14 protein-coding genes and 1 tRNA gene are annotated in these 11,878 nt (G+C 64.7%); 12 read left to right on the forward strand and 3 right to left on the reverse strand.

What is annotated here, in order from left to right; all coding sequences use genetic code 11:
• Positions 1–4: 4 nt before the first annotated feature.
• From CMN27_RS06630 to CMN27_RS06640, 3 genes are read right to left on the reverse strand one after another with little or no spacing between them, the layout of a single operon-like run.
• On the reverse strand, positions 5–616 hold the full coding sequence (locus tag CMN27_RS06630; protein ID WP_293625003.1) for a chain-length determining protein: 612 nt from the start codon (positions 614–616) through the stop codon (positions 5–7).
• Positions 613–2,025, reverse strand: coding sequence for a capsular biosynthesis protein (locus tag CMN27_RS06635; RefSeq protein WP_293625004.1), 1,413 nt, complete (start codon positions 2,023–2,025; stop codon positions 613–615). Before CMN27_RS06635 ends, CMN27_RS06630 begins: the two co-directional genes overlap by 4 nt.
• Positions 2,022–2,954 carry an SLBB domain-containing protein gene (locus CMN27_RS06640; protein ID WP_293625005.1) on the reverse strand — a complete coding sequence of 311 codons (933 nt, stop codon included), beginning with the start codon at positions 2,952–2,954 and terminating at the stop codon, positions 2,022–2,024. Before CMN27_RS06640 ends, CMN27_RS06635 begins: the two co-directional genes overlap by 4 nt.
• 293 nt (positions 2,955–3,247) lie before the next feature.
• Here CMN27_RS06640 and CMN27_RS06645 point away from each other — a divergent pair.
• The 12 genes from CMN27_RS06645 (at position 3,248) to galU (ending at position 11,862) form a co-directional block, all read left to right on the forward strand.
• Positions 3,248–3,334 (forward strand) — tRNA-Leu (locus CMN27_RS06645).
• A gap of 34 nt (positions 3,335–3,368) precedes the next feature.
• On the forward strand, positions 3,369–4,007 hold the full coding sequence (gene ccmA / locus CMN27_RS06650; RefSeq protein WP_293625006.1) for a cytochrome c biogenesis heme-transporting ATPase CcmA: 639 nt from the start codon (positions 3,369–3,371) through the stop codon (positions 4,005–4,007).
• Positions 4,001–4,669, forward strand: a complete 669-nt coding sequence (gene ccmB, locus CMN27_RS06655) for a heme exporter protein CcmB (RefSeq protein ID WP_293625007.1) — start codon at positions 4,001–4,003, stop codon at positions 4,667–4,669. Before ccmA ends, ccmB begins: the two co-directional genes overlap by 7 nt.
• A gap of 157 nt (positions 4,670–4,826) precedes the next feature.
• On the forward strand, positions 4,827–5,561 hold the full coding sequence (locus CMN27_RS06660) for a heme ABC transporter permease (protein ID WP_293625008.1): 735 nt from the start codon (positions 4,827–4,829) through the stop codon (positions 5,559–5,561).
• The gene (gene ccmD, locus CMN27_RS06665; protein WP_293625009.1) at positions 5,554–5,718 is read left to right on the forward strand and encodes a heme exporter protein CcmD; all 165 of its coding nucleotides are present in this window, start codon (positions 5,554–5,556) and stop codon (positions 5,716–5,718) included. The genes CMN27_RS06660 and ccmD overlap by 8 nt, the downstream gene beginning before the upstream one ends.
• Positions 5,711–6,175: a cytochrome c maturation protein CcmE gene (gene ccmE / locus CMN27_RS06670; protein ID WP_293625010.1), complete on the forward strand. Its 465-nt coding sequence runs from the start codon at positions 5,711–5,713 to the stop codon at positions 6,173–6,175. Before ccmD ends, ccmE begins: the two co-directional genes overlap by 8 nt.
• A complete protein-coding gene (locus CMN27_RS06675) occupies positions 6,172–8,142 on the forward strand; it encodes a heme lyase CcmF/NrfE family subunit (protein WP_293625011.1) in 1,971 nt (656 codons plus the stop codon). Before ccmE ends, CMN27_RS06675 begins: the two co-directional genes overlap by 4 nt.
• Positions 8,142–8,678, forward strand: a complete 537-nt coding sequence (locus CMN27_RS06680; protein ID WP_293625280.1) for a DsbE family thiol:disulfide interchange protein — start codon at positions 8,142–8,144, stop codon at positions 8,676–8,678. The genes CMN27_RS06675 and CMN27_RS06680 overlap by 1 nt, the downstream gene beginning before the upstream one ends.
• Positions 8,678–9,151 carry a cytochrome c-type biogenesis protein gene (locus CMN27_RS06685; RefSeq protein WP_293625012.1) on the forward strand — a complete coding sequence of 158 codons (474 nt, stop codon included), beginning with the start codon at positions 8,678–8,680 and terminating at the stop codon, positions 9,149–9,151. Before CMN27_RS06680 ends, CMN27_RS06685 begins: the two co-directional genes overlap by 1 nt.
• A complete protein-coding gene (gene ccmI / locus CMN27_RS06690; protein WP_293625013.1) occupies positions 9,148–9,975 on the forward strand; it encodes a c-type cytochrome biogenesis protein CcmI in 828 nt (275 codons plus the stop codon). The genes CMN27_RS06685 and ccmI overlap by 4 nt, the downstream gene beginning before the upstream one ends.
• 64 nt (positions 9,976–10,039) lie before the next feature.
• Positions 10,040–10,918 carry a MaoC/PaaZ C-terminal domain-containing protein gene (locus tag CMN27_RS06695; RefSeq protein ID WP_293625014.1) on the forward strand — a complete coding sequence of 293 codons (879 nt, stop codon included), beginning with the start codon at positions 10,040–10,042 and terminating at the stop codon, positions 10,916–10,918.
• 38 nt (positions 10,919–10,956) lie between these two features.
• On the forward strand, positions 10,957–11,862 hold the full coding sequence (gene galU / locus CMN27_RS06700) for a UTP--glucose-1-phosphate uridylyltransferase GalU (protein WP_293625015.1): 906 nt from the start codon (positions 10,957–10,959) through the stop codon (positions 11,860–11,862).
• The last annotated feature ends 16 nt before the right edge of the window (positions 11,863–11,878 follow it).

The raw sequence follows: 11,878 nt of genomic DNA on the forward strand, positions 1-11,878 counted from the left end.
GGTTTCAACGGTCGGTGAGCACGGCGCCCAATAGCGCGGCGCCGCTTTCACGCAAGCCGTCGGTCAACTGACGCAGCCGGTGCAGCGGTGTGACGTTACGCTCGACAACGAGCAGCGCCCCGTCGCTGACGCCGGCCGCCGAGATCGCATCCAGATCCTCGGGGTGGTCAGCCGTGTCGATCACCACGAACTCGTAGTCCTGGCGCAGACGCGCCACGAACTGGCCGAACCGGCCCGGCGCTTCGACCAGCGTTTCCGCCAGCGATGGCTGGGTATCCGTAGCGCGCATGACGGTGAGTCCCGGTACCGCGGCGATATCCGCCATGCCGGTATCGGCGAGGCCGAACAGTTCCTGTTGGCGCGCGCGCTGGCGGGCGGCGTCGATCAGTGCCGTCGGCTCGCCGGAACGGGCAAGCAGTACGGCCAGATTGGCTGCCACCGCGCTGCGATCCCGATGCGCCCCGCAGCCGACCACGGCCAGGCATCGAGCGTGGGCGTCGCCGAGAGCGATACGGGCAAGCGTGGCGCGCAGCGTATCCGCCTTGGGCGAATGCGGCGCATGCGCGGCGAATACGTCCGCGTGAATTCGCGATGCGGTTTGTGGCGCCTGATTCATCGGCTGCCTCCGAGATCGAGTTCGCCGAGGACCGGCAGTTCCAGCTCGCGTTCGATGTCTTCAGGATGGCGAACGCGGCGATCGCGCAGTTCCTGGAGCAGGGCGATCAGCGTTCCAACGATCGCGCCCAGAACCAGCGCGACGGCGAGCTTGCGCTTGAAGCTCAGGCCGGCCGTGTTGGTGGGCGGGCTGGCCCGGGTGATCACCGAGACGTTCTGGGCGGTCAACTCGCTGCCGCCCAGGACCTGGTCGTAGCTCGACAGGGCGGCTTCATAGACCTGGGATGCGCTATCCAGACGTCGGCGATAGCTGTCGAGCTGGCTGCGCTTGGCCTGTTTGTCCATGACCTCGGCACGCGCGGCGTCGTAGGTTTCGCGCAGGGCGTTCACTTCGGCGCCGGCCGCCTGCACATTTTGCCGCGCGGCGGCGAGATAGGCATCGATCTCGTCGGCGAGGCGGCTGCGAACCGTGGCGATCTGGCCGTCGATGGCCCGAATTCGCGGATGGTTCGGGCCCAGCGATTCGGCCACGTCGGCCCGCTCGGCCTGGAATTCCACCAGCCGGTTCTTGAGCGTCTGCACAACGTTGCTATCCAGAATATCGGCCTGTGCGACCACCGGCTGGCCGCTTGAGCGCGCCGCGTTGATCTGCTCCACTTCGGCCTGGGCCGCCTGCAACCGGGCCTGGGCGGCGTTGAGCCGCGTGCCGAGATCGTTGAGGCGACTGGTTTCCACGCCCTCGGCGGCGCTCGAGTCGATCACGTCGAAACGCTGGCGTGCATCCGTGAGTTCGTCCTGGGCCTCGTCGACCTTGGCCCGCAGGCCGTCGAGAAAGGTCGAATACTGGCCCAGGCGCTGGCGGGCCGGGTCGGTCGCCATGGTCTCGCTGGCCTTCATGTACTGGTCGATCACGGCATTGACGATGGCGGCACTGCGCTGGGGATCATCGCCGCGATAGGACAGCACGAGAAGCTGGCTGACCTGGCCGGCACGCACCTGGACCTGCTCGCTGAGTTTGGAGGCCAGCCGCTGGCGCAGGGTGCCTTCACCGCCGTCGCCGTCGACTTCGGCGCTGAATTCGGGATCCTCGGCCAGGCCGAGCTGATCGACCACGCCGAGCATGACGTTCTGGCTGGTCATCAGATCGATCTGGGTCGCGCGATAGCTATCCGCGAGTGCGGTCGATCGGGCCTGGCCGGTGACCGGGTCGAGACTGGGGAACTCGATGACGAGTGATGCGCGGGCCTCATAGCTTTTCATCAGCAGAGCGGCAATCAGGGCAAGCACCACGAACACCGCGACGGCCGCCGCCACGGTGCGCCAGCGTGCGTACAGCGCGCGTACGATCTGGCCGACGGTCGGTGTGGCCCGCATGCCCGGAATCAGCGGGCGATCGATGGCTGTGCTCAAAAGAAGCGCTCCTTGACGAAGATCACGTCGTCCGGCTGTACCGGCGTGGTCGGTAGCGCATCCACCTCGTGCACCGCGCCGTCGGGCGACTTGCGATGGATGGTGAAGCGCGAGTTGGAGCCGCGATCGGTCAAACCGCCGCCGGTCGAGATTGCCTGCATGACGGTCATGCCGGGCTGGATGGCATAGGCGTCGGGGCGCTGTACCTGACCGTAGATATAGAACAGCGGCGCCTCGGGCACGTAGATCGTGTCGCCGGCCTTGAGTACGTTGTCGCCAGCGCCGCTACCGGCCACCAGCGCATCGATATCCACGCGCTGGCGGGGCGCGTCGCCGCGGTGGATCAATACCACCGAGCGCGCGCCGCGGGCGGTGATGCCGCCGGCCTCGGCGAGCGCATCGAGCACGGTGGTACGGCTCGACAGCGAAAATCGTCCCGGCTGGTTGACCGCCCCCAGCACCGCGACCTGCTGGCTGCGGTGCTCCACCAGGGTGAGGCTGATCTGCGGATCACGGAAATAACCCTGTTCGCGGTAGGCGGATTCGATCCGGGTCTGGGCCGCGTTGGGGGTAAGGTCGCCGATATCGACAGCGCCCAGCAGTGGGAGCGACAGCTCGCCATTGTCGGCAATGAAGCCCTGGGTATTCATGTCCGGCTGGCCGAACATGCGCATTTCCACGATATCCCCGGGCCCGAGAACCACGCCCTGGGCGGCCTCGGCGTCGGTATCGCTTGCCGCAGGCAGCGGTGTGTTTGCGTTGGTCGGTACGGCGTCGGGTGACGTGGCCGGTTCGGACGGCGTCGACGAAGCCGCGGCGGGTACTGGCGCCCGGTCTGTTCCGTCGACTGTGGCCGGCGCGCTCGCGCAGCCTCCGAGCAGCATGGCCAAGGCAGCCACAGCCCCTACGATACGAATTTTCGTCAGCAAAGCGCCCATCCCGTGTTGTCCCCCGCGCTTAGTCTAGTGCAAATGCCAAGCCCTTTGGCGCGTGAAGACGTTACCGGCCGGGCAATTATGTTCTGAATGCATATTCTTTAGAGGGCAGGCGATCGGGATGCACCCAGACTCGACCGCCCATCGAGTTGATCCAGCTATATAACAATCGGTAGTACCGGTATGCCGCCCGCCCTGGACGCCCCCACGCGTGCCCGCAGGAGTCCGCAACGCACGCGCCTGCGCCTCGACTGGGCCGTCGACAGCGCCTAGAATTCCGCGCTCGCGCCCGGATGGCGAAATTGGTAGACGCATGGGACTTAAAATCCCTTGTCCTTCGGGACGTGCCGGTTCGAGTCCGGCTCCGGGCACCAGTCAACGGCCGCAAGGCCTTTATACAAGCGAGTTATGAAGCGGCCGCGACTCGGCATTCGAAACCTGAGCTGCGGGCGCGGCGAGAAGGCTCTGTTCCAGGGCCTGGATATCAGCCTCGTGGGCGGCGAGGCCGCGCGCGTGCTGGGCGAAAACGGCGCCGGCAAGACCACGCTCCTGCGCACGCTCGGCGGTCTGCAGACGCCGTTGTCGGGCGAGATCGTCTGGGAGTCGGCGCAAAAGCGCGACGCGGATGACCCCGTTCTTCTAAAGGATGAGCTGTGTTTCGTCGGCCACGACAACGCACTCAACGCCGCGCTCACACCGGTCGAGAATCTGGACGTGCTCATGCGTCTGTGCGGACGTCCGGTGGCCCAGCCGCGTATTCGCGAGACGCTGGCCGAACTCGGTTTGAAGCGTCTGGCGCACCGGCCCAGCGGCCGCCTCTCGGCCGGCCAGAAACGGCGTGTTTCGCTGGCGCGGCTTTGGCTGACCGATGCGCCACTGTGGCTGCTGGATGAACCGGCTTCGGCGCTGGATGTGGATTCGCGCGCGCTGCTGTGTGCACGGATGGCGGCCCATGTAGCCGCCGGCGGCATCGCGGTGTTCACCACCCACGAGACCCTGAACCTGGCCGACGTGCCAGTGCGCTCGATCGAGCTCACGCCATGCTGAGCGTGTTCTGGGCGGTACTGCGACGCGACCTGCTGCTGGCGTTTCGCCAGCGGGGCGTGCTGGTGCACCACCTGCTGTTCTTCGTGCTCGTGGTGGCCCTGTTTCCGCTGGGCACGGGGGCGAGTCCGGCGATTCTGGTGACCGTGTCGCCCGCGCTGATCTGGATGTCGGTCCTGCTGGCCGCGCTGTTGTCGTTGCAGCGGCTGTTCAAGCCCGACTACGAAGACGGTACCCTCGAGCAGTACCTGCTGTCACCCGAACCCTTGGCACTCATCGCGCTGGCCAAGGTCCTGGCCTACTGGCTGGCGAGCGGGCTGATCTTCGTGCTGGCATCGCCGCTGCTCGTGTTGCTGCTCGGCGTGCCTGCGAGCGCGGTACCCGTTATCATGGCCAGCCTGCTGCTCGGTACGCCCACGCTCGGGCTGGTGGGCGCCATCGGGACGGCGCTGACGTTGAGCCTGCCGCGTGCCGGGCTGTTGTTGAGTCTGCTGATTTTTCCGCTCTACGTGCCGGTACTTATCTTCGGCGCGGGGGCCATGCGCGCGGCGATCGAAGGTCTGCCGGCTGCGGGCGCGCTGTATCTGCTGGCTGCGCTGCTCATGCTTGGCATCAGCACCGCACCCTTTGCCATTGCCGCGGCGTTGAAAATCAGCATGGAGTAGGGAACCCCAAGCGCGCTCGGGGTCGAATATTTGCGGGCGCGGCCCGATTGCGCCAGATCAATGCATTGCCTGCACGGTCGAGACACACTATGCGTCGACTCAATCCACAATTCATTTGCTACGCAACGGTCTAGACGTTTTGGCGAAGTCTGCGTTCATGCTCTGGCTGCACCGTTTCGGATCGCTGCCGTATTTCTACCGGGTCAGTCGGCCGATTGCGCTCGCGCTGGCGGTGCCCGGGGTGCTGCTGGCCGTCTATGGCGTCTACGGCGGACTGGTCAACGCGCCGGTGGATTATCAGCAGGGCGACGCGTTTCGTATTCTCTATATTCACGTGCCGAGCGCATGGCTGTCGTTGTTCGGCTATACGAGCATGGCGATCGCGGGCGCGGTGGCCCTGGTGTGGCGGCTCAAGCTGGCCGAGATCTTCGTGGTCGCGGCGGCGCCGGTCGGGGCGAGCTTTACCTTCCTGGCCCTGGTGACCGGCTCGATCTGGGGCAAGCCGATGTGGGGCACCTGGTGGGTCTGGGACGCACGCCTGACCTCCGAGCTGATCCTGCTGTTTCTGTATCTGGGCGTTATCGCCCTGCATAACGCGATCGAATCACCGCGCAGTGCGGCACGTGCCTGTGCCCTGTTGTCGGTGGTCGGCGTGATCAATGTGCCCATCATTCATTTTTCGGTCGAATGGTGGAACACCCTGCATCAGGGCCCGACCGTGACCCGCTTCGGGCGCCCGGCCATGGAAATGGCCATGCTCTGGCCGCTGCTGTGCGCGGCGCTCGGGTTCACCCTGATGTTCGGCTGGCTCACGCTCTGGAACATGCGCGCGCAACTGCTCTGGCGCGAGCGGCGTAGTCGCTGGGTCAAGAAGGTGTTTTCCGATGCATGAAAGCTGGCAGCAATTCTGGGCCATGGGCGGCTATGCCGGCTATGTGTGGAGCAGTTATGCCATCGCCGCGGTGGTGATCGTGGGCAATATCGTCGCGCCGGTCATCGCCCACCGTCATATCGCCCGACGGATCAAGAACGAGGAATTCGATGACTAGAACACGACGTCGTCGTCTGATGCTGGTGGGCGGGCTGTTCGTCGGCCTGGCCGCGGCCACGGCGCTTGCCCTGACCGCCTTCAGCGAAAACATCCTCTATTTCTATCAGCCGAGCGAAATCGTGGGCGGCGAAGCACCGACGCATACCCGTTTTCGAATCGGTGGGCTGGTGGAAACCGGCTCGGTCGAGCGCAACAACGACGACCTGCTGGTGCGCTTCACGCTGGCCGACTGTGAAGCCAGCGTGCCGGTGCAGTTCCGCGGCACCCTGCCGGATCTGTTTCGCGAAGGGCAGGGCATCGTCGCCTACGGCCAGCTCAACGACGCGGGCCAGTTCGTGGCCGACGAAGTACTGGCCAAGCACGACGAGAACTATATGTCGCCGGACGTGGCAGAAGCGATGAAGGACGCCTCGGGTACAAGCTGCATGCCCAGTAACATGCAGGCCAAGCGATGATTCCGGAGATTGGCCATTTCGCGCTGATCCTGGCGCTGGGGCTGGCCACGCTCCAGACGCTGCTGCCGATGTACGGCATATGGCGCTCGCGGGCGGATTGTCTGGCAGTGGCCGCACCCGCGGCGATCGGCCAGTTCGTGATGATGGGCATCGCCTTCGTTGCTCTCGGTTTCGCCTTCTACGCCAACGACTTCTCGGTGGCCTACGTCGCGGCGAATTCCAATACCCAGCTGCCGTGGTTCTATCGGCTGTCCGCGATCTGGGGCGCGCATGAAGGCTCGCTGCTGCTGTGGATGATGTTGCTGGCCGGCTGGAGCCTGGCGGTTGCCCTGGCCAGCCGTACCCTGCCGCGTGACGTGGCCAGCTGTGTGCTGGCGGTTATGGGCGCGGTCAGCGTGGGGTTTTTGCTGTTCACCCTGTTCACCTCGAACCCGTTCGAGCGCCAGTTCCCCGCGCCCATGGAAGGCCGCGACCTCAATCCGCTGTTGCAGGACCCGGGGCTGGTGGTGCATCCGCCTATGCTCTATATGGGCTATGTGGGCTTCGCGGTGGCCTTCGCCTTTGCGATAACCGCGCTGATCACCGGCCGGGTGGACAGCGCCTGGACACGCTGGACGCGACCGTGGACGACCGCGGCCTGGATGTTTCTGACCATCGGCGTCACGCTTGGCAGCTGGTGGGCCTACAAGGAGCTGGGCTGGGGCGGCTGGTGGTTCTGGGATCCGGTCGAGAACGCCTCCTTCATGCCGTGGCTGGTCGGCACCGCGCTGATCCACTCGCTGGCGGTCACCGAAAAACGCGGCATCTTCAAAAGCTGGACGGTGCTGCTGGCGATCACCGCCTTCGCGCTGTCACTGCTTGGCACCTTCCTGGTGCGCTCGGGCGTGCTGATATCGGTGCATGCGTTTGCAACCGATCCGACCCGCGGCATCTATATCCTGACCTTCTTCGCGGTGGTCGTCGGCGGCTCGCTGTTGCTCTACGCCCTGCGGGCGGCCCAGTTCGAGGCCGGGCGCGAGCCGGTCGCGGCGCTGTCGCGGGAAGGGCTGTTGCTGCTCAACAACATTTTTCTGGTGGTTGCAGCCGCCGGCGTGCTGCTGGGCACGCTGTATCCGATCCTCGCGGATTCGCTGGGGATGGGACGTATTTCGGTCGGCCCGCCGTATTTCAACAAGGTCTTCATTCCGCTCACTGCGCCGCTGGTGGTGCTGATCGGTGCCGCCGCAGTCATGGCCTGGAAACGTACCCGTGCCGATGTGCTGCGCTCGCGGCTGTGGCTGCCTTTGATCATTTCGATCGTCGCCGGCGTGGCCTTGCCGCTGTTCACGGTCGGCACCACCGCGGTTGCCGCAGTGGCCGGCTGCGTGCTGGGTTGCTGGGCGATCGTGACCGCCTTCGAGGATATCGTGCGGCGTAGCCGCGGCCGTCGCGTGATGTTGCCGCGTAACGTGGTCGGCATGGCCATCGCCCATGCCGGCGTGGGTATCTTCGTGATCGGTATCAGCCTGGTGAGCGGCTTTGGCGGCGAGCATGATGTGCGGCTCGCGCCCGGGCAGAGCACCGAAATGGTGGGCTACGAGTTCACCTTCGTCGGTACCCGGCACGTGGACGGGCCGAATTTCGTGGCCGAAATCGGCGATTTCATCGTCCGTGAAGACGGCCGGCAGATCGCGGAGCTATATCCCTCCAAGCGTCGTTATAACGCCGGCGGCCAGAGCATGACCGAAGCCGGTATCGATGTCGGCGTGACGCGCGATCTGTATGTATCGCTCGGTGAGCCGCTCTCCGGCGATGCCTGGAGCGTACGCATCTACCACCGGCCGTTCGTGCGCTGGATCTGGGCTGGCGGCTTCATATCCGCACTGGGTGGCCTGATCGCGCTGACCGACAAGCGCTATCGCCGCCGCCGTGCCACCGCCGACAAGCCGGTGGCAACGGATCGCGGCCTGACGACGGCGACCGCGTGATGCGCTGGCGCCTGGTTCTGCCGATTCTGATCGTATTCGCGCTGATCGTGCTGCTCGGCTACGGGCTCACGCGGCGCCCGGATATCCTGCCCTCGGCGTTTATCGACAAGCCCGCGCCGGCGTTCGATCTGCCCACGCTCGCATCGGACCAGGAACGTATCACCGTCGACGATCTCAAGGGCCGGGTGACCCTCGTGAACGTCTGGGCGAGCTGGTGCGTCGCCTGTCGCGCCGAGCACGAACTGATCACCGCTGTATCGCGGCGTACCGGTGTGCCCGTGGTGGGCTTGAACTACAAGGACACCGAGGCGAATGCTAAGCGCTGGCTGGGTCGTTACGGCAACCCGTTTGCGGTGGTGGCATTCGATCCGACCGGGGCGACCGGTATCGACTGGGGTGTGTCGGCCGTGCCGGAGACCTTCGTCGTGGATGCCGAGGGCATCATCCGTTACAAGGTCGTGGGGCCGATCACGCGCGAAGAGATGAACGCATCGCTCATTCCGAAGCTCGAGCAGCTCAAGGCGAAGGGCTCGTGATGCGTGCGCTGCTGGTCGGCATCCTGATGTTGCTCGCGATGTCCGCTGCCCATGCGGTGGACTTGCAGGGCGAAGAGCTGGCGCGTTATCACGCCCTCAACGCCGAGCTGCGCTGTCTGATCTGTCAGAACCGCAGCATTGCCGAATCCGACGCGCCGCTCGCACAGGATTTACGCGCCATCGTCGAACGTCAGATCGCGGACGGGCGCAGCGACGCCGAGATCAAGCAGTATCTGGTCGATCGTTACGGCAAGTGGGTGCTCTACGACCCGCCGCTGGATTCGGCCACGATCATTCTCTGGGCAGGGCCGTTCGTCATGCTGGCCATCGGCCTGCTGGTGGTTTTCCTGCTGATGCGCCGGCGCCGTGGCGCGCCGACGGCATCGCCGCCGCTCGATCGCGAGCGACTTGACCGTGTTCTCGACGAACAGGCAAGAGACGCGGACCCCGACTCGTCTGAAGAGCGTTCATGACCGAATTTCTCGTCTTTGCGGCAGTGCTCGTCGCTGCCAGTCTCGTATTCGTTCTGGTTCCGCTATGGCGCGCGGGTACGCCCTCGGCGGACAAGCGCCGGGCCGCGAATATCACCATCTATCACCAGCGCTACGCCGAAATCGAGCGCGAGGTCGCCACGGGGGCGCTGACTCGACAGCAAGCGGAGATCGAAAAGGACGAGCTCGGTGCCCGTCTGCTCGCCGATATCGACGAAACACCCGAGCTCGCGCCATCGCCCCGGGCGCCGCGCCGGCCGTGGGTGGCCACGATCCTGGTGCTCGTCGTGATGGTCGGCGGCTCGGCCGCGGTGTACTGGAAGATTGGCGATTATCAGGCCTTCGTTGAACAGGACAGCCCCGACCTGAACGCGATCGTCGCGGAGCTTGAGCAGCGGGTGAGCGATCACCCCGATGACATGCAGGCACGGGCAATGCTTGCGCGCGCGAGCGAGGCCCGGGGCGATTATGCGGCGGCCGCCGAGCAATATCGGGCGCTCAATGCGGCCATGCCGGCGCCGCGACCGCCCATCATCGCGGCCGAAGCACAGGCGACGCTGGCGGCGACCGACGATCTGCAGGGCCGCGCGAAAACCCTGTATGAACAGCTGCTCGAGCTGGAACCGCAAAGCCGCGAGGCGCTGTGGTATCTGGGTCTGGCCGCTGCAGAACGCGGCGAGGGCAGCGCGGCCATCGACTACTGGGACCGTTTGCTGGCCCAGGATCTGCCCGAAGACTTCGCCACGATGGTGGCCAACCGGCGTGCGGAACTGGCCGGTGAGAAACCGACGTTATCGAATGACTAAGCGTGTTGTTTCGCCCCAGTAAAGGGGTTAACGTCGCTGCTAAACCAAACCAACCCCCTAGGCGATGGCAAACGAAACCCGGCTTGAATACGACTCTCTTCCGGCGGTTGCGCCGTCTTATCTGCGGGCAGCGACAACGCTGTCGGGCGGACTGTCCGGCGACGAAACCATACCGCCGATCGTCGCGGAACTGCCGGATCTCGAGGTGCGGGCCGAAGAACTGGCCAAGTATCGCAAGGTCTGCGGCTTCCAGCACTCGCCCTATCTGCCGGTGACTTATCCCCATGTGCTGGCGTTTCCTATGCATATGGCGGTGCTTACCCACAAGCGTTTCCCGCTCAAGCTGCTGGGCCTGATTCACCTGCGTAACCAGATCACCCAGCACCGGGCGATCGAAGTCGCGGAGAAGCTGCATATCGAGGTCAGTGTGGGCGGCCATCGCGAAGTCGAGAAGGGCGTCGAGTTCGATCTGGTCACGCGCGTGCGCGATCGCGCGGGCGAATTGCTCTGGCAGGAGGACAGCACGATGCTGTCGCGCCAGAAGACCAACGTGCCGAAGTCGCCGAAGAAGAAACACGAAGACGGGCTGGGCTTCGACATCCAGGAAGAAGTCACCTGGGATGTGCCCGAGAACATCGGACGTCGCTATGCCAGCGCGGCGGGTGACTACAACCCGATCCATCTGAGCCCCTGGAGCGCGAAGCTGTTCGGTTTTCCGCGCGCCATCGCGACCGGCATGTGGACCAAGGCACGCGCCGCCGCCGAGCTCGAACCCAAGCTCGAGCAGGCCGCCTATACGCTGTCGCTGGGTTTCAAGAAGCCCGTGTTCCTGCCGAGCAAGGCTCGCTTTGCCTATAGCCTCGGCACACAGGGCGCGGATTTTGCATTGACCAATTCCAAAGGCGATATCGTCCATCTGCTGGGCGATATCCGCTATCTCTAGACTTCAATTCCATGGGCTGAATAGCCAAAGGATCGACTATGCGTATTCGTAAGGCGGTGTTCCCGGTCGCAGGGCTGGGCACGCGTTTTCTGCCGGCAACCAAGGCCAGCGCCAAAGAGATCCTGCCGGTGGTGGACAAGCCGTTGATCCAGTATGCGGTCAAGGAGGCGATCGCTGCCGGTGCCGAGGAAATGGTGTTCATCACCAGCCACACCAAGAACTCGATCATGGATCATTTCGATCGGGACTATGAATTGGAGGCCACCCTCGAGGCCAAGGGCAAGGAAGAATTGCTGCAGGCGGTCAAGGATGTGCTGCCGCCGGGCATCAGCTGTGTCTATATTCGCCAACCCGAGCAGATGGGTCTTGGGCATGCCATCAGCTGTGCGCTGCCGGCGGTGGGCGACCAGGACTTCGCCGTCATCCTTGCCGACGACCTGATCGCCGGCTCCTTCCAGCCGTGCATGGCACAAATGCAGCGGGTGTATCAGGAATACGGCACCAGCGTACTCGCGGTACAGCGCGTGCCCTGGGAGGAAACCTACAAATACGGCATCGTGGAAGCCGAGCCGATCGGCCCCGGACTGTCCGAGATTCGCGGCATCGTCGAAAAACCCGATCCGGACAAGGCGCCGTCGAATCTGGCCGTGGTCGGCCGCTATATCCTCACCCCTCGGATTTTCCGGCTGCTCGACAAGACCAAGCCCGGTGCCGGTGGCGAAATCCAGCTCACCGACGCCATCGAAGCCCTGATGGGCGAGCAGACCGTGCTGGCCTACGAATTCGAAGGCACCCGTTACGACTGCGGCAGCAAGTTCGGATACCTGAAGGCCAACGTCGAAATGGGGCTTCAGCATCACGAGATCGGCGATGAGTTTCGCAGCTACCTGAAAAACCTCACCGCCGGCTGGGACGATGAAGACGACGCGACGAAGACGGGCTGATATCGGCCCGTGTTCG

Source organism: Salinisphaera sp., from assembly GCF_002729955.1.
In the GTDB taxonomy this organism is placed as follows: Bacteria; Pseudomonadota; Gammaproteobacteria; order Nevskiales; family Salinisphaeraceae; genus Salinisphaera.

Bases quoted from the DNA above. Each gene is read 5' to 3' on its own strand.
- CMN27_RS06630 (WP_293625003.1), bottom strand. From the start codon at position 616: ATGAATCAGGCGCCACAAACCGCATCGCGAATTCACGCGGACGTATTC.
- ccmA (WP_293625006.1), top strand. From the start codon at position 3,369: ATGAAGCGGCCGCGACTCGGCATTCGAAACCTGAGCTGCGGGCGCGGC.
- ccmB (WP_293625007.1), top strand. From the start codon at position 4,001: ATGCTGAGCGTGTTCTGGGCGGTACTGCGACGCGACCTGCTGCTGGCG.
- CMN27_RS06660 (WP_293625008.1), top strand. From the start codon at position 4,827: ATGCTCTGGCTGCACCGTTTCGGATCGCTGCCGTATTTCTACCGGGTC.
- ccmD (WP_293625009.1), top strand. From the start codon at position 5,554: ATGCATGAAAGCTGGCAGCAATTCTGGGCCATGGGCGGCTATGCCGGC.
- ccmE (WP_293625010.1), top strand. From the start codon at position 5,711: ATGACTAGAACACGACGTCGTCGTCTGATGCTGGTGGGCGGGCTGTTC.
- CMN27_RS06675 (WP_293625011.1), top strand. From the start codon at position 6,172: ATGATTCCGGAGATTGGCCATTTCGCGCTGATCCTGGCGCTGGGGCTG.
- CMN27_RS06680 (WP_293625280.1), top strand. From the start codon at position 8,142: ATGCGCTGGCGCCTGGTTCTGCCGATTCTGATCGTATTCGCGCTGATC.
- CMN27_RS06685 (WP_293625012.1), top strand. From the start codon at position 8,678: ATGCGTGCGCTGCTGGTCGGCATCCTGATGTTGCTCGCGATGTCCGCT.
- ccmI (WP_293625013.1), top strand. From the start codon at position 9,148: ATGACCGAATTTCTCGTCTTTGCGGCAGTGCTCGTCGCTGCCAGTCTC.
- CMN27_RS06695 (WP_293625014.1), top strand. From the start codon at position 10,040: ATGGCAAACGAAACCCGGCTTGAATACGACTCTCTTCCGGCGGTTGCG.
- galU (WP_293625015.1), top strand. From the start codon at position 10,957: ATGCGTATTCGTAAGGCGGTGTTCCCGGTCGCAGGGCTGGGCACGCGT.